Consider the following 25,063-nt stretch of genomic DNA (forward strand, 5'->3'; position numbering starts at 1 on the left):
CGGAGCGGACCCCGTCATGAACGCGATCCCCGAGGACACGGGCGCCCTCCCGCTGCTGGAGCTGCGCGACATCACCAAACGCTTCCACGGCGTGGCGGCGCTCGCGGAGGTCCGGCTGCGCGTGCGCGCCGGCGAGATCCACGCGCTGTGCGGCGAGAACGGCGCCGGCAAGTCCACGCTCATGAAGGTGGTTTCGGGCGTGTACCCGCACCCCGACCACGGCGGCGACTACGGCGGCGAACTGCGCTTTGAGGGCGAGGTCCGCCGCTTCGCCGGCATCGCCGACAGCGAGCGGCTGGGCATCATCATCATCCACCAGGAGCTGGCGCTGGTGCCGCAGCTCTCCATCGCGGAGAACCTGTTCCTGGGCCATGAGCCCGCGCGCCTGGGCGTGATCGACCGCCTGGCGATGCACGACCGCGCGGTGGCGCTGCTGGCGCGCGTCGGCCTGCGCGTGTCGCCCGACACGCCGGTGGGCGAGCTGGGCGTGGGCCAGCAGCAGCTGGTGGAGATCGCCAAGGCGCTGGCCAAGCGGGTCCGTCTGCTGATCCTGGACGAGCCCACCGCCAGCCTCAACGAGACCGACAGCGACGCGCTGCTGGCGCTGCTGCTGGAACTCCGGGCCCAAGGCATCGCCTGCATCCTGATCTCGCACAAGCTCAAGGAGGTCACGCGCGTGGCGGACGGCCTCACGGTGCTGCGCGACGGACGCTCGATCCTGAGCGTGGACTGCGCCGCCGAGCCGCTCAGCGAATCCCGGATCATCCAGGCCATGGTCGGCCGCGACCTGGCGGACCGCTATCCGCGCCGCACGCCCGCGATCGGGGAGCTGCTGTTCGAGCTCGAGGGCTGGCGCGCCTTCCACCCGGTGCAGGCGGGGCGCGAGGTGGTGAAGGGCGTGGACCTGACGGTGCGCCGCGGCGAGATCGTCGGGATCGCCGGGCTGATGGGGGCCGGCCGCACGGAGCTGGCGATGAGCGTCTTCGGCCGCAGCTACGGCCGGCGCATCAGCGGTCGCGCGCGTCTGGACGGGCGCGAGGTCGACCTGTCCACGGTGCCCAAGGCGATCGCCGCCGGGCTCGCGTACGTGACCGAGGACCGCAAGTCGCTCGGCCTGCTGCTGGACGAATCCATCGCCGTCAACACCTCGCTGGCGCATCTGCGCGGCGTCTCGCGCGCCGGCGTGCTGGACGCGCCGCGCGAGCACGAGGTGGCGCAGGACTTCCGCCGGCAGTTGGCCACGCGCTGCGCGGGCGTGGACCAGCGCGTCATGCACCTGTCGGGCGGCAACCAGCAGAAGGTGGTGCTGGCCAAGTGGCTGTTCTCGCAGCCCCGCCTGCTGATCCTGGACGAGCCCACGCGCGGCATCGACGTCGGCGCCAAGTTCGAGATCTACAGCCTGATCGCCGGCCTGGCCGCGCAAGGCTGCGGGATCCTGCTGATCTCCTCGGAGATGCCGGAACTGCTGGGCCTGTGCGACCGCCTGTATGTGATGAACGAAGGGCGCATGGTGGCGGAGTTCCCCGCCGCCGGCACCACCCAGGAAATGATCATGGGCGCCATCGTGGGCGCCGGAGAGAGCGCTCATGTCTGAACCGATCGCGGCGGCCGTGACGCCGCCGGCCCATCCCCTGGCCCAGCCCGCCGGCATCGCCCACTTCCTCAAGCGCCACCTGCGCGACTACGGCATGCTGCTGTCGCTGCTGGCGATCATGACCCTCTTCGAGGTGCTCACCGACGGCACGCTGCTCGAGCCGCTGAACCTGACCAACCTGGTGCTGCAGAACAGCTACATCGTCATCATGGCGCTGGGCATGCTGCTGGTGATCGTGGCGGGGCACATCGACCTGTCGGTGGGCTCCGTGTGCGGCTTCATCGGAGCACTGGCGGCGGTGCTGATGGTGCAGCACGGATGGGGGGCCTTCCCCGCGGGACTGGCCTGCCTGGCGGCCGGCGCCGCGATCGGGGCGGCGCAGGGCTGGTTCGTCGCCTACCTGGGCATTCCGTCCTTCATCGTGACGCTGGCGGGCATGCTGGTGTTCAAGGGGCTGGCGCTGGCCCTGCTGCAGGGACAGTCGCTCGGGACCCTTCCCCGACGGCTTCCAGGCATTGAGCGGGGGCTTCCTGCCCGAGCTCTTCGGCCAGGAGGACCCGCGGCCCACGACGCTGGGCCTGGGGCTGTTCCTGGCGGCGGTCTCGCTGACGGTCACCTGGCGGCACCGCGCGGCCGCGCGCAGCCACGGCATGGAGACCGAGCCCGGCCTCATCTTCTGGTTCCGCCAGGCGCTGCTGACGGGCGCGATCGGCGCGATGAGCTGGCTGATGGCGTCCTACAAGGGGCTGCCCACGGTGATGGTGGTGATGGTCGTGCTGACGCTGCTCTACGACTTCGTCGCGACGCGGACGACGCTGGGACGCCGCGTCTACGCCGTGGGCGGCAACGAGAAGGCGGCGCGGCTGTCGGGCGTGCGCACGCAGCGCATCGCCTTCCTGACCTTCGTGAACATGGGCGCGCTGGCGGCGCTGGCCGGACTGGTCTTCGCCGCGCGGCTCAACACGGCCACGCCCAAGGCCGGCCTGGGCTTCGAGCTGGACGTGATCGCCGCGTGCTTCGTCGGCGGCGCCTCGGCCTCGGGCGGCGTCGGCAAGATCATGGGCGCGGTCATCGGCGCGTTCGTGATGGGCGTGATGAACAACGGCATGTCCATCCTCGGCGTGGGCATCGACTACCAGCAGGTGATCAAGGGTCTGGTCCTGCTGGCGGCCGTGTTCATCGACGTCTACAACAAGCGCAAGTAATCCTGGCTCGGCCTCACGGGGCCTAGGTGTTTTCCTCCTATTTATTAGTTCATCGCCCCAACTAATATGAATCCCATGGACGCGCGATGAGCGCGGACCATCTACAACAAGACAAGCAGGAGACAACGCGCATGCAAGCCGACACCAGCGGTGGCCAGCAACTGTTGAAGTCCATCAACCGGATGGCCCTGGTCCGCCACCTGTGCGCGCATCCCGGGCTCTCGCGCGCCGATCTCGCCACGGACATCGGCCTGACGAAGTCGACGATCACCAGCCTCGTGCGCGAGCTGATCGCCGAAGGATGGCTGATGGAGAGCACCGTCGTCGCCACCGGCGATCTCGGCCGCCGCCCCACCCCGCTGTTCATCAGCCCGGACCACCTGCTGCTGCTCGGGGCCGAAGTCGGCATCGACGGCGTGCGCGTCGTGGCCACCACGCTGACCGGCGAGGTGTGCGCCCGGGCCGTCTCGGGTTTCGGCGCGAGCCGCAGCGCCAAGGCCTGCATCGGCGTGCTGGCGACGGTGCTCGCCAAGGTCCGCGCGCAGCTGGATGCGTCGCAGCAGATCATCGGCATCGGCGTGGGACTGCCCGGCGGCGTGGACGAGGAACGCGGCGTGCTGCACTTCGCGCCCCAACCTCGGCTGGCATGACGTGGCGGTGGGTCAGTTGCTGGCGGAGAAGCTCGACGGCGGCCCGCTGTCCGGCATCCCCCTCTTCCTGCAGAACGAGGCCGACGTCGCGGCGCTCGGCGAGATGGAATTCAACGCCGGCGCCCCCGTCGACCCGCTGCTGTATGTGTCGATCAACCAGGGCGTGGGCGCGGGCGTGATCGTCGGCGACCGGCTGCTGACCGGCGCCAGGGGCTTCGCCGGCGAGGTCGGGCACATGATCCTGCAGATCGACGGCCCGTTGTGCTCCTGCGGCCGGCGCGGCTGCGCCGAGGCGCTGATCGGGATGCGCGCGATGCTGCGTCCCGGCGAGGCCGAGGAGCCCGGCCCGCATTCGCTCCCCGACATCCGCGGGCGCCTGATCGACGGCGACCGCAAGACGGCCAAGGCGGTCGAGTCCGCGGGGCGCTACCTGGGCGTGCTGCTCCAGAATCTGGCCACCGCCTACGACCCCGCCTGCATCGTGCTCGGCGGCAGCGTGGTGGAGTTGGGCGACGCCTTCCTCGATCCCGCGCTGACCACGCTCAACGAGTACGCCGGGGCCGCCGGTCTCGCGCCGACGCCGGTGCGCACCTCCCGTTTCGGCGCCGACGCCGTCGCGGCCGGCGCCGCGGCGCTGGCCCGCTATCGCGTCACCCGGCCCCAGCTGCCGCTGGCCGGCGGCGGCGCGCGTGCGAGCGCCACGACGCCGGCGGAGAGCGAAGGCGAGGAGACCTCGCTGTGACGTCCGGCCCGACCTTCCTGGGCATCGACCTCGGGACCTCCGACCTCAAGCTGCTGCTGATCGACGCGGCGGGTGCCGTGGTCGGTCGCGCCGCCTGGCCGCTGACCGTGTCGCGGCCCGAGCCGCTGTGGTCCGAGCAGGATCCCGCCGACTGGTCGAGCGCCCTGGTCGCCGCGGTCGGGCACCTGCGCGCGACGGCGCCCGCGGCGTTCGCGCGCCTGCGCGGCATCGGGCTGTCCGGTCAGATGCATGGGGCCGTGCTGCTGGACGCGCAGGACCGCGTGCTGCGCCCGGCCATCCTCTGGAACGACGGCCGCAGCCATGCCGAGTGCGACGAACTGAGCGCCGCCGCGCCCGGCCTGCATGAGATCGCCGGCAACCTGGCGATGCCCGGCTTCACCGCGCCCAAGCTGCTGTGGGTGCGCAAGCATGAGCCGGAGATCTTCGACCGCACCCGCAGCGTCCTGCTGCCCAAGGACTACCTGCGCCTGCTGCTGACCGGCGACAAGGTCAGCGACCCGTCGGATGCCTCCGGCACGCTGTGGCTGGACGTCGCGCGTCGCGACTGGTCCGATGAACTGCTCGCCGCCACCGGCCTGACGCGCGCCCACATGCCGCGGCTGGTCGAGAGCAACGCGCCCTCGGGGCTGCTGCGCGCCGAGCTTGCCGACGCCTGGGGCGTGGCGGGCGACATCGTCGTCGCCGGCGGCGCGGGCGACAACGCCGCCAGCGCGATCGGGATCGGCGCCACGGCGCCGGGGCTGGGCTTCGTGTCGATGGGGACCTCGGGCGTGCTGTTCGTCGTCAACGATCGATTCCGGCCGAATCCCGCCTCGGCGGTCCACGCGTTCTGCCATGCGCTGCCGCAGCGCTGGCACCAGATGAGCGTGATGCTGAGCGCGGCCAGCGCGCTGCGCTGGTTCTGCCAGCTCTGCGGCACGACCGAGGCGGCGCTGCTCGAGGAGATCGAGGCGCTGGACACCGCGGACCTGGCCAAGGCGCCGCTGTTCCTGCCCTACCTCGCCGGCGAACGCACGCCCCACAACGATCCCTTCGCGACGGGCTCCTTCCACGGCCTGACGCACGACACCCGGCGCGCCCATGCCGGCTATGCGGTGCTGGAGGGCGTCGCCTTCGGCCTGGCCGACGGTCTGGCCGCCTTGCGCGCCGCGGGCACCGAGGTGTCGCGGCTGTCCATCGTCGGCGGCGGCGCCCGCAGCGGCTTCTGGGCGCAACTGATCGCGGACGTGCTCGACGTCGAGATCGTCCGCCACGCCGATGCCGATGCCGGCGGGGCGCTGGGCGCCGCGCGCCTGGGCCGCATGGCCGCCGGCGACGGCATCGACGAGTCCTGTCCCCCGCCGCCCGTCATCGAGCGCTGCACGCCCTCGCCCGCGCGCCGGGAGCAGCTCTCCGGACGACTCCAGGTGTTCCGCGCGCTCTATCCGTCGCTGCCCTTGCGGCCCGCCTGATCCACCGACTCCGCCCCGCGCCCGGCCCCGACGGCCTGGCGCCGGCCCTTGCCACATCGACCCGCAGGTGCTCCATGACCAGCTACTTCTCGCACATCGACCCGATCCGCTACCAAGGCCCCGACACCGATCAGGTGCTCGCCTTCCGCCACTACGACAAGGACCGCGTCGTCCTGGGCAAGACCATGGCGGAGCATCTGCGTTTCGCCGCCTGCTACTGGCACAGCTTCTGCTGGACCGGCCTGGATCCGTTCGGCGGCGGCACCTTCGAACGTCCCTGGTTCCAGGGCGGCTCGCCGATGGAACTCGCGCGCCAGAAGGCCGATGCCGCCTTCGAGTTCTTCCAGAAGCTCGGCGCGCCGTACTACTGCTTCCACGACCGCGACGTCGCGCCCGAAGGCGCCACGCCGAAGGAAAGCCACGACAACCTGCTGCGCCTGGTCGACGTGCTCGGCGAGCACCAGCAGCGCACCGGCATGAAGCTGTTGTGGGGCACCGCCAACCTGTTCAGCCATCGCCGCTTCATGGCCGGCGCCGCGACCAATCCGGATCCGGAGATCTTCGGCCTGGCCGCGCTGCAGGTGCGCGACGCCATGGACGCCACCATGCGCCTGGGCGGTGAGAACTACGTGCTGTGGGGCGGCCGCGAAGGCTACGAGACCCTGCTCAACACCGACATGGGCCGCGAGTTCGACCAGATGGGCCGCTTCCTGTCCATGGTCGTCGAGTACAAGCACCGCAAGGGCTTCCAGGGCACGATCCTGCTCGAACCCAAGCCGCGCGAACCGGCCAAGCACCAGTACGACTTCGACACCGCCACCGTCTACGGCTTCCTGACCCGCTACGGTCTGGAGAAGGAGGTCAAGGTCAACATCGAGGCCAATCACGCCACGCTGTCGGGCCACAGCTTCGAGCACGAGATCGCCACCGCCTCGGCGCTGGGCATCCTCGGCAGCATCGACATGAACCGCGGCGACCCGCAGCTGGGCTGGGACACCGACCAGTTCCCCAACAACGTGCCCGAGCTGGCGCTGGCGATCTATCACATCCTGCAGGCCGGCGGCCTGGGCGCCGGCGGCTTCAACTTCGACGCCAAGGTGCGCCGCCAGTCGATCGACGCCGAGGACCTCTTCCACGGCCACATCGGCGGCATGGACGCCTGCGCCCGCGCGCTGCTGGTGGCCGAGCAGATGATCCTCGACGGCGGTCTGGCGCGCCACCTCGCCCAGCGCTACGCTGGCTGGGAGGCGCCCGAAGCGCGCGCGATCCTCGACGGCCGCATCCCCCTGGATCAGCTGGCCGATCGCGTGCTGACCCGCAACACCGATGTCGCGCCGCGATCCGGGCGGCAGGAGTTCCTCGAAAACCTCGTCAACCGCTTCATCGGCTGACGTCGGCCTGCTGTTCCCCAGAGGTCGCGATGCACACGCCCTTCTCCCCGATCCCCTCCCGGCCGCGATGTTGACCGGGCAGGCGGCCCGTTCCCGATTTCCCTCCCCGATCCCGAGCAGTACGCCCTCCCGCATGAGGTCACGCCGACAGAGCGGACCCACCCAGAACATTGGAGACAACATCATGAGCACTTGCCAGCGGACACCCGTGTCCCTCGCCGCCGCGCAGGCGGCCGTCCTCCTCGGCGGCCTGGCCGCCGGCATCGCTGTCGCGCAGACCGCGCCGACGGCGCCCGCCCCTGCCGCCTCCGCGGCCTCCGACGCGAAACCGGAATCCGCCCGCCAGATCGAGACCGTCGTCGTCACCGGCAAGCGCGCCGCGCTGAGCTCGGCGCAGAAGATCAAGCAGAACTCGGACGAGATCGTCGACTCCATCGTCGCCGACGACATCGGCAAGCTGCCCGACCGGTCGGTCACCGAGGTGCTGCAGCGCATCGTCGGCGTCACCATGGATCGCACTATGGCCAAGAACGACCCGGAGCACTTCTCGGTCGAAGGCTCGGGCATCTCGATCCGCGGACTGACCTACGTCCGCTCCGAGATGAACGGCCGCGATTCCTTCTCCGCCAACGGCGGACGTTCGCTCAATTTCGAGGACGTGCCGCCCGAGCTGATGGCCGCGGTCGACGTCTACAAGAACCCCTCCGCCGAGCAGATCGAAGGCGCCATCGGGGGTCTCGTGAACCTGCGCACGGCCCTGCCCTTCGATTTCTCCGGCCTCAAGACAGCGTTGTCGGTCCAGACGACGTATTCGGACCTGAAGGAGAAGTCCTCGCCCAGCCTGTCGGGCATGGTCAGCAACCGCTGGAAGACGGACCTGGGCGAGTTCGGCGCGCTGATCAACATCGCCAGCTCGCGCAGCGGCACGCGCACCGACGCCTTCCAGGTCGAGCCCTACTACCCGCGCTCGGACGCCGTCGACGGCCAGCCCGCCGGCACCACGCTGTGGGTGCCCAAGGGATCGCAGTGGCGCACGCTGGAGTTCGACCGCAAGCGCGAAGGCCTGTACGGCGCGCTGCAGTGGAAGAAGGACGACGTGGACACGAACCTCACCTACTTCCGCAGCAAGTACCGCATGCAATGGGACGAGCGCGCCCTGTTCGCCCAATCCGACCCGTACAAGCTGAAGGTCAGCAACGGCGAGTTCGGCGACAACGGCCAGTTCCTGTACGGCACGCTGCGCAACAGCGACGGCTCGGGCATCAACTTCGGCGCCGACACGCGCAGCGCCTATCGCAACTCCGAAACGCAGGACCTGGCCTGGAAGCTGAACTGGCGCGCCAACGAGCGCTGGTCCTTCTCGTCGGACCTGCAATACATCCGCGCCACCACCGACAGCTTCGACTCCACGGTGGCCACCGGCGTGCAGCTGCCCGAAGAGACGGTCGACCTGCGCAGCGGCCGGCCCCAGCTGATCTTCAGCGACGCGCAACGGGCCGCGCTGGCCGATCCGTCCCAGTACTACTGGGCCTTCACGATGGAGCACAAGGACAAGTCCAAGGCCACCGAGAAGGCGTGGAAGGGCGATGCGCGCTACAAGTTCGAGGACGGCTTCCTGCAGGACCTGCGCTTCGGCGTGCGCTTCACCGAGCGCGACGCCACCACCACCAACACGGTGCCGGGCTACAACTGGTCGCCGATCACGCAGCCGTGGCAGATCGGCTGGGACATCAACCACCTGGCCTTCCTGAACGACCCGCGCTTCAGCCAGAACACCTACGTCCACAACTTCAACAACTTCTTCAGCGGCAAGGCCTCGGTGCCGTCGCTGATCTTCCCGACGGTCAACACCACGTCCGGCTATCCGGACAGCTACGCCGCGCTGCACAAGTACCACGACATCCTGTGCGCCGAGCAGCACGGCGGCGACGCCTCGGCCTGCGCGCCGTGGACCCCGGCCTCCTTCGGCACCGATCCGGCGGGCACCAACGACCAGCGCGAGCGCACGCAGGCCGCGTTCGCGCAACTGCGCTTCGCCATGGACGACTGGAAGTACCCGGTCGACGGCAATGTCGGCCTGCGGGTGGTGCGCACCGAGTCGCGCGCCAGCGGCTACACCGTCTTCTCCGGCAAGCAGGTGCCGGCGGGCGCCACCGGCGTGCCGGTGCCGGTGATCCCGAACTTCTCGGAGGCCGGCAACTTCCAGAACAACTACACCGATGCGCTGCCCAGCCTGAACCTGCGCCTGAAGGCCAGCGAGAAGCTGCAGTTCCGCTTCGCGCTGGGCAAGGGCATCTCGCGGCCGGACTTCAGCCAGCTGCAGGCCTACACGACGCTGTCGCAGGACTTCACCTCGACGACGGTGAACGGCCAGACCGTCGTGAGCAACGTGACGCAGACCGGTACCGCCTCGGGCAACCCGATGCTCAAGCCGATCAAGTCGACGCAGGGCGACCTCACGGCCGAGTGGTACTTCGACCGCACGGGCTCGCTGACCTTCGGCGCCTTCCACAAGCAGCTGCGCGACATCATCCTCAACCAGACCTTCGTCAAGCAGATCCCCGACGCCTCGGGCCAGCTGCAGAACTTCATCACCACCGGCCCGATCAACGGCGCCAAGGGCCGCGCCTCCGGTTTCGAGGTCGCGTTCCAGACCTATTTCGACAAGCTGCCCGGCTGGCTGTCGGGCTTCGGCATCCAGGCCAACTACACCTTCGTCGACAGCAAGACCAAGCTCTACGACCCGGTGTCGCAGGCCTACTGCTCGGGCGGCAACTCCGCGGGCAACCTGAACCTCAACCTGAACGGCTGCGACACGGACGGCCGGACCTTCGGCAACCTGCCGCTGCAGAACCTGTCGAAGAACGCCTACAACCTGGCCCTGCTGTACGACCGCGGCGACATCTCGGCGCGGCTGGCCTACAGCTGGCGCTCGAAGTACCTGCAGGCGGTCAACGTCAACGGCACGCAGGGCGGCGACGGGCTGGACACCAACCCGGCCAGCCCGACCCAGGGCCAGACCAACGTGGCCTGGGGGCTGCCGGTGTGGGCCGATTCGTACGGGCAGCTCGATGCCGGCGTGTACTACAAGTTCAGCGAGCACGTGACCTTCGGCGTCGAGGCGCAGAACCTGACCAACGCGACCTACAAGCAGCTGATGCAGCAGCAGATCGGCACCGTGGGCCGCGCCTGGTTCGACACCGGCCGCCGCTACACGGTGACGGCGCGGATGAGCTTCTGAGGCCGAACGCCGCAAGACCCGACCCCGTCCTTGGTCCCTTGTTCCCCGCCCGTCCGCGGCGCCCCCGCGTCCGAACGGGCCCTTGCAGGAAAGGAATGTCTCCGATGACCGCACGCCCTCGCCCGACCGCCGCGCCGGCGCCTTCCTCCGGGCTGGCGCTGGCCGTGGTTGCCGCCGTGATCGGCGCCCTCGCGGCCGTCTGCGGCGGCGCCGCGCTGGCGGCGGAGCTGCCGCGCCTGGTCGAGCGCGACGGCCGCCATGCGCTGCTCGTGGACGGCAAGCCGTTCCTGATCCTCGGCGCGCAGGTGCACAACTCCAGCAACTCGGCGCCGGCGCTCGAGCGCGTGTGGCCGGCGGTCGCCGACGCCAAGGCCAACACCGTCGTCGTTCCGGTGGCCTGGGAACAGGTCGAGCCGACCGAGGGCCGCTTCGATTTCTCCTTCGTCGACACGCTGCTGGCGCAAGCCCGCGAGCGTCAGCTGCGCGTGGTGCTGCTGTGGTTCGCCAGCTGGAAGAACACCAGCCCGCAATACGCGCCGGCGTGGGTCAAGCTGAACAATGCGCGTTTCCCTCGCATGCTCGATGCGCAGGGGAAGCCGAGCTACTGCCTGTCGCCCCTCGGCGCGGACACCCTGGCCGCGGACAAGCGCGCCTTCGTCGCGCTGATGACGCACCTCAAGCAGGTGGACGAGGCGACGCGCACCGTGATCCTGGTCCAGGTGCAGAACGAGGTCGGCACCTACGGCCTGGTGCGCGACCACGGCGCGGCGGCCAACCGGGCTTTCGCCGCCGACGTGCCGGCGGACGTGCTGCGGCTGCAGAAGCCGGTGGCCGGCGCGGGCCGCAAGCCCCGGGGCTCCTGGACGGAGGTCTACGGCGACTACGCCGCCCAGTACTTCCACAGCTGGGCGATCGCGCGCTACATCGGCGAGATCGCCGAGGCCGGCCGCCGGGCCTACGACCTGCCGATGTATGTCAACAACGCCTTGCGCGACCCGCTGACGCCGATGGCGCCGTGGAAGTCGGACTTCGCCAGCGGCGGGCCGACCTACGACGTGCTCGGCCTCTACAAGGCGGCCGCGCCGAAGATCGACATCGTCGGCCCCGACATCTACATGCCGGAGTCGGCCAAGGTCGAGGCGGTCCTCACGCAGTTCCAACGACGCGACAACGCGCTGTGGGTGCCGGAGATCGGCAACGCCGAGACCTACGCCCGCTACCACTACGCGATCCTGGGCCGCGGCGCGATCGGGGTCGCGCCCTTCGGCGTCGACTACGCGGACTACAGCAACTACCCGCTGGGGTCGCCGTACACCGACGCGCGCATGACGGCGCCGATCGGCGCGGTCTACGGCAGCTTCGCGCCGATGGCCTCGCAATGGGCGCAATGGGCGCTGGAAGGCCGCACGCACGGCGTGGCCGAAGGCGACGACCGCCAGCCCCAGACCCTCGCGCTGAAGGGCTGGACGGCCCGGATCAGCTTCGGCGAATGGCAGTTCGGCGAACGCAGCTGGGCGCAGCTCAAGGACGATGCGCCGCCCTCGGCCGCCAGACCCGGCGGCGGCGTCGCCATCGCGCAGATCGGCGACGACGAGTTCATCGTCACCGGCCAGCGCGCGCGGCTGCGTTTCGAGCCCGACGCCGCCTTCAAGGGGCTGGGCACGATGCTGGTCCACGCGCAGGAGGGCCGCTTCGGCCCGGACGGCCGTTGGATCACCACCCGCAACTGGAACGGCGACCAGGTCGACTGGGGCCTCAACCTGACCGCGACGCCGACGGTGCTGCGCGTCAAGCTCGGCCGCTATTGACCGGCCCCCATTGATCGGCCGCTGACCGGACACACAACCCCGAGACATCGCGCATGCAACGCCGCCGCTTCATCTCCCGCACCGCCGGTCTCGCCGCGCTCGGCGGCGCCATCGCGGGGCCTCTTCCCGCCGCCTTCTCAGGCGCGCTCGCCGCCACCGGCGCTTCCGCCGTGCAGTCTGCCGTGCCGTCTGCCGTGCCCTACGACTGGCGCAGCGTGCCCTTCGGCGGCGGCGGCTTCGTCGACGGTTTCGTCTTCCACCCGCGCGAGGCCGGACTGCTCTACTGCCGCACCGACATCGGCGGCGCCTACCGGTTCGATCCGAAGGCGCGGCGCTGGTGGCCGCTGCTGGACCACCTCGACAAGGCCGACGCCGATCTGATGGGCGTGCTGAGCGTCGCGGTCGACCCGAACGATTCGGACCGCGTCTACCTGGCCTGCGGCCTCTACCTGTCCAAGGAGGTGCGCGACGGCGCGCTGCTCGCCTCCAGCGACCGGGGCCGCACCTGGACGACGCACCCGCTCGGGCTCGGCCTCAAGATCGGCGGCAACTCGCCCGGCCGCGGCAGCGGCGAACGCCTGCAGGTCGATCCCTGGGTCGGCGAGGTGCTCTACCTCGGCAGCTCGCAGGACGGCCTGCTCAAGAGCACGGACCGCGGCCGCAGTTTCCAGCCGCTGGCGTTGCCGGCGCGGCATGTGTCGCTGGTGCTGATCGATGCGGCCAGCGGCGCGGCCGGCAAGGCGGCGTCGCGGATCTACGCGGGCAGCCACGACCAGCCGGGGCTCTACGTCTCGGACGATGGCGGACGTAGCTTCGCCCGCGAACCCGGCACACCGGCGATGGCGCCGCAGCACGCGGCGATGGGACCCGACGGCGTGCTCTACGTGAGCTTCGCGGGCGGCGATGCGGGGCAGGCGGTCAACCCCGGCTACGCGTCGCGTGGCGGCGTCTGGAAGCGCGAATCGCGCGGCGGTCGCGCCGTCTGGACCGAGATCACGCCGGTCAAGCCTGGCCAGGGGCTGCAGGGCTTCGGCTACTCCGGTCTCGATGTCGACCGCGCGCGGCCGGGCCGTCTGATCGTCTCGACGATCGAGCGCTGGGTCGACGGCGACGATCTCTTTCTCAGCGAGGACGGCGGCGCGAGCTGGACCGCGATCGGCGCGCGCTCGACGCACGACGTGGCGTCGCGCCCCTGGCTCGCCGATTACAAGCGCGCGACGCGACGGCCGGACCCGATGGGCCACTGGATCGCCGACGTGAAGCTCGATCCCCACGACGGCAGCCGCGCGATCTACGGCACGGGCTACGGCGTGTGGATGACCGACACCCTGGCCGCGGCCACGCGCACGCCGGCCGGCCGTGTCGAGTGGCGTTTCGAGGTCGAGAACATCGAGGAAACCGCGACGCTCGAGATCAAGAGCCCGTCCGGCGGCGCGACGCTGCTCGCCGCGATGGGCGACGTGTCCGGCGCGGCCTGGGACGACCTGGCGAAGAACCCGTCGGCGGGGCTGTTCTCGCCGAGCAACGAGACCAACCGATCGATCGACGCCGCGGAGCTCGAGCCGCGCGTGCTGGCGCGCACCTCGGACCACGCGCCCACCGGCGGCTACGTGTCCGTCGACGGCGGGCTGAACTGGCGCCCGTTCGGGCCGTCGCCGAGGCAGGCGGCGGACGCGCGGGGCCATCGCGCGCCGACGGGCCTGGTCGCCGTCAGCGCCAAGGGCGGCTTCCTCGTGTGGGCGCCGGAACGGCAGCCGGCGATGTGGTCCAGGGACAAGGGACGCAGCTGGTCGCGCAGCGAGGGATGGCCCGACGATCGCAGCCCGCTGCTCGCACCGATCGCGGACCGCGCGGTCGAAGGCGTGTTCTACGTGCTCGACCGCGCGCAGGGCCGCGTGCTGATGAGCACCGACGGCGGCCAGCGCTTCCAGCCCGCGGTCGACGGGCTGCCGAAGGTCGGCGACTGGCAGGACGCGCAGCTGGTGTGCGCGCCGGGCCGCGGCCGCGACCTGTGGTTCGCGCTGCCCAACGGCCTCTTCCATCTGCCCGCCGTCGATCAACCGATGCAGACGATCAAGCCGGTCGCCGAGGCCTGGATGATGGCGCTGGGCAAGAGCGCGGCGGGCGCGGCGTACCACGCGATCTACGTCTGGGGACGGGTGTCGGTGGGCGGCGCCTCGCCGCTCGAGGGCCTGTTCCGCAGCGACGATGAGGGCCGGAGCTTTGTCCGCATCGGCGACGACCTGCACCGCTACGGACGTCTGCTCTCGATGGCCGCCGATCCGCTGGAGCACGGCACCGTGTTCCTGGCGCCCCATGGACGCGGCGTGGTCGTCGGCAAGCCGAGGGCCACGACGTGAGCGAACGGCGCGCCGCCTCCTTCGCAGCCCGCGTTTCTGTGCGGCTGCTGATCGCGGCCGTGACCGTGATCGGTGCCGTCATCGCACCGATGGCATCAGCATCAGCGGCGGCGGCGGCGGCGGCGGCGGCGACCGAGACTGCGGCCGCGGCGCCGGCCGACCTGCGCCTGTTCGAACGTTCGCCCGCGCCCGACACGCCGGACGGCTGGGAGCGCCAGGCCTTGCCCATCGGCAACGGACGACTCGGCGCGATGCTCTTCGGCGGCCTCGCGCGCGACCGGATCCAGTTCAACGAGAACACGCTGTGGACCGGCGACAGCCGATCGATGGGCGCCTACCAGCCCTTCGGCGACCTTATCCTGTCGCTGCCCGGACATGACAGCGACGTCCAGGACTATCGACGCGAGCTCGACATCGGCAACGCCGTCCATCGCGTCAGCTACACGCGGGGCGACGTGCGCTTCACCCGCGAGACGTTCGCGAGCCATCCCGCGCAGGCGATCGTGCTGCGCCTGCGCGCCGATCGCGGCGGCCAGTACAGCGGCAGCCTCGCGCTGACCGACCGCCACGGCGCGCGCCTGATCGTGGACGGCGCCCATGGCACGCGGCTGACGACGACGGGCTCGCTCGCCGGGTATGCGCCGCCCGGGCCCGACGGCCGGCCCGGCGACCAGCCGCCCACCGCCAACCGCATGCGGTATGCCGCGCAGGTGCGCCTCACCGCGGAAGGCGGCACGGTGCGTGTCGAGGGCGACCGGCTCGTCTTCAACGATTGCGACGCCCTGACGATCGTGCTGGCCGCCGGCACCAGCTACCTGCCCGACGCCTCGAAGGCGTTCGACAGTGGCATCGATCCGCTGCCGCGCGTCGTCGCGCAGCTCGATGCGGCCGCCGCGCAGCCGTGGGCCACGCTGCTCGAGCGGCACATCGCGGACCACCGCCGCTTCTTCGCCCGGCTGGCGTTGAACCTCGGCCGCAGCGACGACGAGCGCCGCGCGCTGCCGACCGGCGAGCGCCTGCGCCGCTACACCACCGAGGGCCGCGATCCGGAGCTCGAGGCGCTGCACGCGCAGTACGGCCGCTACCTGCTGATCGCCAGCTCGCGCGACTCGCTGCCCGCCAATCTGCAGGGCCTGTGGAACGACAGTCTCACGCCGCCCTGGAATTCGGACTACCACACCAACATCAACGTCCAGATGAACTACTGGCCGGCGGAGACGGCCAACCTGGCGGAGATGGCGCGGCCCTTCCTCGACTTCGTGCGAAGCCAGATCCCGATGTACCGCCGGGCGGTCGCCGAGGTCGCGGCGCGAGCATCAGCTTCAGCATCGACATCGACATCAGGCGGCGCGACCGCGACCGGCGCTGTCGTCTCCCGCGAGCCGATTCCCATCGGCGCGCATGCCGGCGAGGTCCGTCCGCCCGAAGCGCGCTTCCTGACCGCGCAGGGCCGACCGGTCCGCGGCTGGACCGTGCGCACGGAGTCGAATCCGTTCGGCGGCATGGGCTACCTCTGGAACAAGACCGGCAACGCCTGGTACCTGCAGCATTTCTGGGAGCACTATGCCTTCGGCGGCGACCCGCGCTTCCTGCGCGAGGTCACGCTGCCGCTGATGAAGGAGGTCGTCGCGTTCTGGGAAGACCAGTTGGTGGCGCTGCCCGACGGCCGGCTGGTCGCGCCGATGGGCTGGTCGCCGGAGCACGGTCCGGTCGAGGACGGCGTCAGCTACGACCAGCAGATCCTGTGGGACCTGTTCAACAACGCCGTCGCCGCGGCCGACGCGCTCGGCGGCGAGCGGGCCTGGCGCGGGCACGTGGCCGCGCTGCGGGACCGGCTCGCGGGTCCGCAGGTGGGCAGCTGGGGCCAGTTGCTCGAATGGCTGGACGAGAAGCGCGATCCGGTGCTCGACACGCCGGGCGACACGCACCGCCACGTGTCGCACCTGTTCGCGCTCTTCCCGGGCCGGCAGATCTCGCCCGCGCGCACGCCGGCCTGGGCGGCCGCCGCGCGCCGCACGCTGGAAGCCCGCGGCGACGCGGGGGACCGGCTGGTCGATGGCCTGGAAGATGGCGTTCCGGGCACGGCTCGGCGACGGCGATCAGGCCTACCGCATGCTGCGCGGCCTGCTCGCGACACCCGGCGCCCGCGCCGCATTGCAGGCCGGTCCCGGCACCGAATCCAACAACGCCGGCGGCACCTATCCCAATCTGCTGGACGCGCATCCGCCGTTCCAGATCGACGGCAACTTCGGCTACACGGCCGCGGTGCTCGAGATGCTGCTGCAGTCGCAGGACGGCGAGCTCCAGCTGCTGCCCGCCCTGCCCTCGGCCTGGCCCGACGGCCGCGCGACGGGACTGCGCGCCCGCGGCGGCGTCGAGGTCGATCTTGCGTGGTCCGCGGGCCGCGTGACGGCGGTGACGCTGCGCGCCGCTCGCGACGGCTTCGCGGCCGCGCGCCGCGTCGTCGTGCGCGCCGGAGACCGACGCGCGACGGTCGTGCTCAAGCCCGGAGACACCCGCCGCCTCGACGGCGAGCTCCGTCCGATCCGATGAATCCGCTCTTCCCACAGTCCCGCCCATGTCCAAGTTCACCATGACCGCCGCCCTCCTCTCCACCGCGACCTTGTCCGGCGTCGTGCCGGCCGCGCTCGCCGCCGACGCGCCCCCGGCCGGCGCCGCCGACGAGTTGCGTGTCTTCGTCGACCAGCCGCTGCCGGGCCATCAGTGGACGATCGCCGACTTCGAGCTCAGCGCGCCGCTGACCGGTGATCGCGCCGAGGTCCCCAAGCCCGCCAAGCCCCAGGTCGAGGCGAGCCGGGTCTCGGCCCGCCGCAGTGCCAAGGACGGCGCGCGCGACGCGGTCACGATGACGTGGCAGGAAGCATGGTTCGCCAACCTGCGCATCGACGGCGGTCCGCCCGTCGATCTGCGCCCCTATCTGGCGCACGGCACGCTGGAGTTCGACATCAACGTCAAGGCGCTGTCCCAGGCCGGTCTCGGCTTCAAGCTGGGCTGCGGCGACGGCTGCGAACGCAAGGTCAACTACCTGATGCCCGGGCGCGCGCTGGAGGGCAAGGGCTGGCAGCGGCTGTCGTTCTCGCTGTCGTGTTTCCATCGCGACGGCGACGACTTCAGCCGGGTGCGGCAGCCCTTCTCCGTCGAAGCCAGCGGCAGCGGCGAGCTGTCGATCGCCAACGTCCGTTTCGTGCGGCGCGGACAGGCCAACGCGGTCTGCGCGGACTACCGCACCGAGTCGCTGACCCCGTCGCCGCTGATGCAGGCCTGGGCGCTGGACTGGTGGATGCCGCGTCATGAGCAGAAGCTGGCCGCGGTCCGCGCGCTGCGCGAGAGCGGCAGGAGCCCGGAGGTCGTCTTCATCGGCGACTCGATCACGCAGGGATGGGAGGACGCCGGCAAGGCGGTCTGGGCCGAGTACTTCGCCCGCTACGACGCGCTGAACCTGGGCTTCGGCGGCGACCACACCGAGAACGTGCTGTGGCGTCTTCAACATGGCGAGATCGACGGCATCGCGCCGAAGGTCACCGTGCTGATGATCGGCACCAACAACACCGGCGACCGCCAGGACGTGCCCGCCGTGACCGCCGCGGGCGTGCGCCGCCTGATCACCGAGATCCGCATGCGGCAGCCCTCGACCCGGATCCTGCTGCTGGCGATCTTCCCGCGCGATGCCAAGCCCGACGGCCGTGCACGCGCGATCAACAACCAGGTCAACGCCATCATCCGGGACTTCGCCGACGGGCAGGTCATCCATTTCCTCGACGTCGGCGCCTCGCTGACGAACGCCGACGGCACGCTGTCCCCGGACGTGATGCCCGACTTCCTGCACCTCAGCGAGCGCGGCTACAAGCAACTGGCGCAGGCCATCGAGCCGACGCTGACGCGTCTGCTGAAGACCGCCCGCTGAGCCGGCCCGCACCGCGTCGCGCTTACCCCCTCCGACCCTCACACCACGAGCAGTCCCTTGACCTCCACGCCTGACCCCTCCCCCTCCGTGTCGCCCGCCTTGTCGCCGCTGCCCGCCTTCGGCTACGCGTCGCCCTTCCCCGACACCTTCGTGTTCGGCGTGTCCGCCTCCGCGCCGCAGATCGAGGGCGCGGCCTTCGAGGGCGGCAAGGGCGAGTCCAACTGGGACCGCTTCAGCCGCCAGCCCGGCGCGGTCCACGGCGGCGACACGCTGGACGTGGCCGTCGACCACTACCACCGCTTCGACGAGGACTTCGCGCTGATGGCCTCGCTCGGCGTCAAGGACTACCGGATGTCGATCGCCTGGCCGCGGATCATTCCCGACGGCACCGGCGCGGTGAACGAGGAAGGACTGCGCTTCTACCATCGGCTGTTCGCCAGCATGCGCCGGCACGGCATCACGCCGTGGGTCACGCTGTTCCACTGGGACCTGCCGATGGCGCTGGAGGCGCGCGGCGGCTGGACCTCGCGCGAGACCGTCGACGCCTTCGCGCGTTATGCGGAGGTCGTCGTGAAGGCCTTCGCGAGCGAGGTGACGCACTGGATCACGCTCAACGAGATCCGCTGCTTCACGATGCTGGCCTACGGCTACGGCACCAAGGCGCCGGGCCGCCGCGAGCCGGAGGCGGTCGTCAACCAGACCTATCACCACGCGATCGTCGCCCACGGCCATGCGGTGCGCGCGGTGCGCCTGCACGGCGGACCGGGGGCGAAGGTCGGCCTGACCGACAACTGCGACGTCAGCGTGCCCGTCAGCGAGACCCCCGAGGACATCGCCGCCGCGACCGCGTGGTTCCGCGACCGCAACGCCCACATCCTCGGTGCGATCCATGCGGGCCATTACCCCGAGTCCTACCTCGCGCGCGTCGGCGACGCCGCCCCGACCGTGCTGCCGGGCGACTTCGCGCTGATCAGCCAGCCGACCGATTTCCTCGGGCTGAACATCTACACCGGGCACTATGTCCGTGCCGCCAGCAACGCGGCCGGCTACGAGCAGCTCGCGCTGCCGAAGAACTACCCGCGCGCCGATCCGCCGTGGCTGCACCTGGTGCCGCAGTCGATGTACTGGGCGCCCCGCATGGCGGCGGAGCTCTACGGCCACCGCTCGATCTACATCACCGAGAACGGCTGCGGCTACGACGACGAGCCGCTCGTCGGCGGCGAGTGCCACGACCTGCACCGGCGCGACTTCCTGCGCGGCCACCTGCGCGAACTGCATCGCGCGATCGGCGACGGCGTGCCGGTGGACGGTTATTTCCTCTGGTCGTTCATCGACAACTTCGAATGGGAGGACGGCTACCAGCGCCGCTTCGGCCTCGTGCACTGCGACTACGACACCTTGGCGCGCACGCCCAAGCTGTCCGCGCGCTACTACGCGCGGATCATCCAGGAACGGCAGATTCTCTGAGCCCGCGCCCCATGAGTGCCAACAGCCTGAACTCCCCGTCCGCCGCCGCCGGCGCCGCGCCGATGCCTCACGCGATGCGCCCGCACGACCGCGTCCCGATGCCGCAGAAGCTCGGCTACGGGCTGGGCTCGATGATCGACCTGTGGGGGCACTGGCTCTACGCGTCCCTGGCCTTCCACGTCTTCAACGTCTTCCTGGGCGTCGCGCCGGGACTGATCTCGACGGCGCAGATGATCAAGATCATCGTCGACGCCGCCTCGGACGCGATCTTCGGCTGGATCTCCGACAACACGCGCACCCGCTACGGGCGGCGCCGGCCCTTCATCCTGATCGGCGGCGTCCTGGCCGGCATCGGTCTGCCGCTGATGTTCGCGGTGGGGCGCGGCTGGACGGACATGCAGTACTTCATGTTCATGGTGCTCTCGACGGTGATTTACGTGCCGGTCATGAGCTGCTTCAACATGCCGTGGCTCAGCCTGGGCTCGGAGATGACGCCCGACTATCACGAGCGCACCAACGTGATGTCGATCAAGAACGCGATCCAGAAGGTGCCGGAGCTGGCGATGTTCTTCGCCGCGCAGTTCACCACGCTCGCGTGGTTCCACGGCGCGGACGGCAAGCCCGACATCCTGCGCGGCGCGCAGACCTATTGCGCGCTGCTGGGGGCGGTGATGGTGGCGGTGTCGGTCGTGATGTTCATGACCGTGCGCGAGCGCTACTACGAGAAGCTGGTCGCGCATTCGCAGACCCACATCCCCTTCGCCGACACACTGTGGCGCACCCTGCGCTGCCGGCCGTTCCGGCATCTGCTCGGGATGATGCTGGCCTACGGCATCGGCACCGCGATGGTCGCGGCGCTCGGCTACTACGCGACGGTGTACTACGTCTGCAAGGGCGACGTCACGCTGGCCACCCAATGGAACACCGCGATGGGCCTGTCCGGCATGGCGTTCGGCTTCCTGGGCATCCCGTTCTTCAACCTCGTCGCACGGCGGCACGGCAAGCGGGCGGCGCTGGCGCTGGTGCTGTCGCTGGCGATCTGCGCGTTCATCGGGGACTGGTGGCTCTACGACCGGAACGCCCCGCGCTGCAGCTGCTGGCCTGCGGATTCGTCGCCTTCACCGGGGCCGGTTTCTGGACGATCTACGGCTCCGCGGTCGCCGACGTCATCGATTACGACGAACTCCAGACCGGCCAGCGCCGCGAAGGCTCCTTCGCGGCCTGCCAGTCCTGGATCTCGAAGGTCGGCATCGCCCTGGGCGTCGGCGCCTCGGGCTGGATCCTGCAGTTCACCGGCTTCGATTCGAAGGTGCCGGTGCAGAGCGAGCACGCGATCTTCATGATCCGCCTCCTGCTGTCCGGCATCCCCGTGGCCGGGCTGCTGATGGCGTTGGTGGCGGTGCTGCGGTTCGAGCTGACCGAGCGCGGCATGGAGGAGATCCGGCAGCGCCTGGAGGCGCAGCGCGGCACCGTGTGAGCGGTCCGCATCCATTCACCCACAAGACGGAGACACGATGACGACACGAGCTTCCCTGATCGCGCTGCTCACCGCGGCGCTCGGCCCGATCACCGGCCTGGAGGCGGCGGCGCAGAGCTGCACGCCGACGGCGATCAAGCCCTATGTCAAGGTCGGCAGCGGCGCCTGGACGCAGGGCGCGGCGGCCACGGTCGCCGCCGGCGGGACGGTCACCCTGGGTCCGCAACCGACCAGCGGCGGCGCGTGGAGCTGGTCCGGCTGCGGCGCATCGTCCGGCAGCCGGGAGCTCGGCCTGACCGCCAAGGCCAGTTGCGCGGCGGTGGCGACCTACACCAACGCCTGCGGCGCCAAGACCACGCAGAGCTTCGCGATCACCGTGCCCGGCATGCGCGACCTGACCAGCCTGCAGCTGTCCAAGCTGATGGGCGCGGGCTGGAACCTGGGCAACTCGCTCGAGGCCATCGGCGGCGAGACCGCCTGGGGCAACCCGGCGGTGACGCAGGCCATGTTCAACGCGGTGAAGGCGGCGGGCTTCAAGACGGTGCGCATCCCCGTGTCGTGGAAGCAGTACGCGGACGCCAACGACAACATCGGCGCGACGTGGATGGCGCGGGTGAAGCAGGTGGTGGATGACGCGCACAACGCCGGCCTGTACACGATGATCAACATCCACTGGGACGGCGGCTGGATGCAGCCGACCTATGCGCAGCAGGCGACGGTCAACGCGCGCATCACGAAGTTCTGGACCCAGATCGCCAACACCTTCAAGGGCTACGACGACACGCTGCTGTTCGCGGGCACCAACGAGGTCATGGTGACGGGCGACTACGGCACGCCGACGGTCGAGTACTACACGGTGCAGAACAGCTTCAACCAGACCTTCGTCAACGCGGTGCGCGCGACCGGCGGCGGCAACCTGGCGCGGCACCTGGTGGTCCAGGGCTTCAACACCAACATCGATCACACCGTCAATTTCGCGACGGTGCCGAGCGACTCGGTGGCGCGCCGGCTGATGATGGAAGTGCACTTCTACGACCCGTACAACTTCACGCTCAATGAAGGCAGCAGCATCTGGCAATGGGGCGCGGGGGCGACCAGCGCCGCCAACACGGAGACCTGGGCCAACGAGGCCTACGTCGACGGGCAGTTCCAGAAGATGAAGACGCGCTTCGTGGACCAGGGCATCCCGGTGATCCTGGGCGAGTTCGGCGCGATCCGCCGGACCGAGTTCCCCGGTGCGGAGACGTATCGCACGGCGTGGGACCGCTACGTCGCGCGTTCGGCATGGACGCACGGCGCCGTGCCGGTCTACTGGGACGCCGGGGGCGCGGCGTCCAACCACAGCACCGGGCTGTTCGATCGCGCGACCGGCGGCCAGGTCTATCCCGGCGTGATCAGCGCGATCGTCGACGCGGCGAAATGACGCGGCCGGATCCGGCGAGTCCGGATCCGCTTTCTCCACGTCCTCCGCCGTCTCCACCCGATGCCCGCGATGCCCGCGATGCCCGAAGCGGTATCGCCGCCGGCACCGAATTCATTGGTCCCTGCCTGGCCCGTTTCCTAGCATCGCCAGCGGGCACGCAGAGCGCCTGCGTGCTCCCGCGCGACCGCGCGGCCATGAGAACCAATCAATACGGACCGGAGACAAGACATGACCCTCGCATTCCCGCGCCTGGCGACGGCGGCACGCTGGCTTCACTCCACCCGCGCCGCGCTCGCCCTGCCGCTGGCCGCCCTGTCGATGGTGGCGACGAGCGCGGCCCTGGCCGCGCCCTGGACGCTCAGCGGCTCGCTCGGCACGCACGATCCCGACATCTACAAGACCAGCGCCACGTGGTGGATCTTCGAGACCACCGACAACGGCGGCATCGGCGTGAAGTTCTCCAGCGACGGCCACGCCTGGACGCAGGGCCAGCCGATTTTCAGCGGCGGCCTGTCCTGGTGGAAGTCCTACATCCCCGCCAACAAGACCGCCCAGGTCTGGGCGCCGGGGTGCGGCGAATGGGGCTCGCTGGGCTACTGCTATTACGCGGTGTCGAGCTTCGGCTCGCAGAAATCCGCGATCGGGCTGACCACCTCGGCGGGCGGCATCGCCGCCGGGAAATGGGTGGACCAGGGCGCGGTCGTCAGCTCGCAGGCCGGCGACACCTTCAACGCCATCGACCCCGCCCTCGCCAAGACCGTCGGCGGCAGCCCCTACCTGGTCTACGGCTCGTTCTGGAACGGCATCTTCATCCGGCCGGTCAGCAGCACCACGCTGAAGCCGTCGGGCAACCCGACCAACATCGCGCGCGACACCGTCAACGGCATCGAGAACGGCTTCGTCATCTCGCACGCGACCAACGGCACGACCTGGTACTACCTGTTCGCGTCCAAGAACGCCTGCTGCCAGGGCGCCAACAGCACCTACCGCATCGTCGTCGGGCGATCGAGCGCCATCACCGGTCCCTATGTCGACAAGGCCGGCGTGGCGATGATGTCGGGCGGCGGCACGGTGCTGGCGTCCAGCGGCTCGCGCTTCAAGGGACCGGGCGGACAGTCGCTGCTCGCGGACGGCTCGGTGATCGCCTGGCACGCCTACGACGCGCAGAACAACGGCGCGCCGGTGCTGTTCATCAACAACGTGACCTGGGGCAGCGACGGCTGGCCGCAGGCGGTCTGGTGAACCCCGCCAGGCTCACGCTCGGGGCCGTGCTGGGCGGCGCGCTGACGGGCTTCGTCGCGGGCTGCCTGGTGGACGAAGGCCGTGAGCCGGTCGTTCTGGCCGTCGCGCATCAGGCGCCGATGTCGCCCCTCGACGTGGGCCGGTCCGCCCGTGCGCCGGGCACGGTGAGGGTCGCCGAGGCGGCCGCCGCGATGCCGGACGCCGACAGGCCGGATCTCCCGGCCTTGCTGCACGCGCCGCCCGGCGAGTTGCGGGCCAGCGTCCTCACCGCGCTGCGCCACCGCGCCGACGGCGGCTGGCTGTATGCGCGGGCGCTGGTCCAGCCCTGCGCGACGCTCGAGCTGATGGCGATGCGGGCGCAGGTGGCTGAGCCGGTGTCGCTGGACCTGAACAATCCGCGGGCGCAACGGGCCGCGCGCCAGCGCGACCAGCTCGCCGCCGCGTGCGCGCAACTGCAGCCCGAAGAGATCCAGGAGGCGATGAACGTCCCGCCGGGATCGATCGATCCGCTCATCGCGCTGAGGGACCGGCAGGTGCAACCGGGCAGCGCCGAGGCGCGTGACCGGATGGCGGCCATCCTCGACCGCCCCGATCCGCTGATGCTGGCGGCGCTCGGCCCGGGCCTGCTGCAGCGTGACGGCGAGGCGTACGTCTTCGACGGCCGGCGCCATGGGGACGAGACCGAACGCCGCGAGATGGAGGCCGCGGCGGTGCTGCTGGCCTGCTCGCTCGGCCTGCCCTGCGACGACAGCAACGAACTCGTCTGGGCGCCCTGCCTGATCGACGGCGATTGCCGCCATGCAACGCTCGCCGACTCCGTCATGGACGAGCTCGGCGCGGCGGACCATCCCGAGCGCCGCGCCGCCGTGCTGGCCTGGGTGGGGAAGCTGCGCGACGCGGTCCTGGCGCGCGAGGTCGACCGGTTCGTGAATCCGCCCGCCCGGTAATCCGGGCCTGCCCTGATGCCGAATTTGGCATTGCGCAACTGGAAAATGTGATTGGCTCTGAATCGCACGCTTTCCTAGCATCAGCTCCGCTCGACAAAGGACCCTGAGGGGCTTGTGGG

General features: G+C 70.5%; 15 protein-coding genes and 3 pseudogenes. All 18 read left to right on the forward strand.

Annotated features, from left to right (window positions below; genetic code table 11):
* Window positions 1-16 precede the first annotated feature (16 nt).
* Window positions 17-1,594 carry an ATP-binding cassette domain-containing protein gene (locus tag ACFJIX_RS22965; RefSeq protein WP_377155001.1) on the forward strand — a complete coding sequence of 526 codons (1,578 nt, stop codon included), beginning with the start codon at window positions 17-19 and terminating at the stop codon, window positions 1,592-1,594.
* A pseudogene (gene mmsB / locus ACFJIX_RS22970) lies at window positions 1,587-2,799 on the forward strand (multiple monosaccharide ABC transporter permease). Before ACFJIX_RS22965 ends, mmsB begins: the two are co-directional and overlap by 8 nt.
* Window positions 2,800-2,930: 131 nt before the next feature.
* On the forward strand, window positions 2,931-3,449 hold the full coding sequence (locus ACFJIX_RS22975; RefSeq protein ID WP_377155002.1) for a winged helix-turn-helix transcriptional regulator: 519 nt from the start codon (window positions 2,931-2,933) through the stop codon (window positions 3,447-3,449).
* 7 nt (window positions 3,450-3,456) lie between these two features.
* Window positions 3,457-4,191: an ROK family protein gene (locus ACFJIX_RS22980; RefSeq protein ID WP_377155003.1), complete on the forward strand. Its 735-nt coding sequence runs from the start codon at window positions 3,457-3,459 to the stop codon at window positions 4,189-4,191.
* Window positions 4,188-5,663 (forward strand): xylulokinase, encoded by a 1,476-nt coding sequence (xylB, locus tag ACFJIX_RS22985; RefSeq protein WP_377155004.1) that lies wholly within the window; start codon window positions 4,188-4,190, stop codon window positions 5,661-5,663. Before ACFJIX_RS22980 ends, xylB begins: the two co-directional genes overlap by 4 nt.
* A gap of 74 nt (window positions 5,664-5,737) precedes the next feature.
* Window positions 5,738-7,054: a xylose isomerase gene (xylA, locus tag ACFJIX_RS22990; RefSeq protein ID WP_377155005.1), complete on the forward strand. Its 1,317-nt coding sequence runs from the start codon at window positions 5,738-5,740 to the stop codon at window positions 7,052-7,054.
* A 184-nt stretch (window positions 7,055-7,238) separates the two neighbouring features.
* Window positions 7,239-10,295: a TonB-dependent receptor gene (locus tag ACFJIX_RS22995; protein WP_377155006.1), complete on the forward strand. Its 3,057-nt coding sequence runs from the start codon at window positions 7,239-7,241 to the stop codon at window positions 10,293-10,295.
* Window positions 10,296-10,399: 104 nt separating this feature from the next.
* Complete coding sequence (locus tag ACFJIX_RS23000; protein WP_377155007.1) at window positions 10,400-12,103, forward strand: DUF5597 domain-containing protein; 1,704 nt, start codon at window positions 10,400-10,402, stop codon at window positions 12,101-12,103.
* Between the two features lie 53 nt (window positions 12,104-12,156).
* Entirely contained in the window at window positions 12,157-14,463 is a 2,307-nt protein-coding gene (locus ACFJIX_RS23005; protein WP_377155008.1) for a hypothetical protein, read from the forward strand.
* An 89-nt stretch (window positions 14,464-14,552) separates the two neighbouring features.
* Window positions 14,553-16,436 (forward strand): annotated as a pseudogene (locus ACFJIX_RS23010) (glycoside hydrolase N-terminal domain-containing protein); the annotation flags it as partial.
* A 94-nt stretch (window positions 16,437-16,530) separates the two neighbouring features.
* Entirely contained in the window at window positions 16,531-17,016 is a 486-nt protein-coding gene (locus tag ACFJIX_RS23015; protein WP_377161906.1) for a glycoside hydrolase family 95-like protein, read from the forward strand.
* Between the two features lie 25 nt (window positions 17,017-17,041).
* Entirely contained in the window at window positions 17,042-18,388 is a 1,347-nt protein-coding gene (locus tag ACFJIX_RS23020; RefSeq protein ID WP_377155009.1) for a GDSL-type esterase/lipase family protein, read from the forward strand.
* Between the two features lie 87 nt (window positions 18,389-18,475).
* A complete protein-coding gene (locus ACFJIX_RS23025) occupies window positions 18,476-19,855 on the forward strand; it encodes a GH1 family beta-glucosidase (RefSeq protein WP_377155010.1) in 1,380 nt (459 codons plus the stop codon).
* Between the two features lie 131 nt (window positions 19,856-19,986).
* Window positions 19,987-20,910, forward strand: a pseudogene (locus tag ACFJIX_RS23030) (MFS transporter); the annotation flags it as partial.
* 5 nt (window positions 20,911-20,915) lie between these two features.
* Window positions 20,916-21,332 carry an MFS transporter gene (locus ACFJIX_RS23035; RefSeq protein ID WP_377155011.1) on the forward strand — a complete coding sequence of 139 codons (417 nt, stop codon included), beginning with the start codon at window positions 20,916-20,918 and terminating at the stop codon, window positions 21,330-21,332.
* A gap of 37 nt (window positions 21,333-21,369) precedes the next feature.
* Window positions 21,370-22,755 carry a glycoside hydrolase family 5 protein gene (locus ACFJIX_RS23040; protein WP_377155012.1) on the forward strand — a complete coding sequence of 462 codons (1,386 nt, stop codon included), beginning with the start codon at window positions 21,370-21,372 and terminating at the stop codon, window positions 22,753-22,755.
* Between the two features lie 228 nt (window positions 22,756-22,983).
* Window positions 22,984-23,997: a family 43 glycosylhydrolase gene (locus ACFJIX_RS23045; protein ID WP_377155013.1), complete on the forward strand. Its 1,014-nt coding sequence runs from the start codon at window positions 22,984-22,986 to the stop codon at window positions 23,995-23,997.
* Window positions 23,994-24,944, forward strand: a complete 951-nt coding sequence (locus tag ACFJIX_RS23050) for a hypothetical protein (RefSeq protein WP_377155014.1) — start codon at window positions 23,994-23,996, stop codon at window positions 24,942-24,944. Before ACFJIX_RS23045 ends, ACFJIX_RS23050 begins: the two co-directional genes overlap by 4 nt.
* The last annotated feature ends 119 nt before the right edge of the window (window positions 24,945-25,063 follow it).

Origin of the sequence: Roseateles sp. UC29_93 (genome assembly GCF_042695725.1) — a bacterium.
Taxonomy (GTDB): domain Bacteria; phylum Pseudomonadota; class Gammaproteobacteria; order Burkholderiales; family Burkholderiaceae_C; genus Roseateles; species Roseateles noduli_A.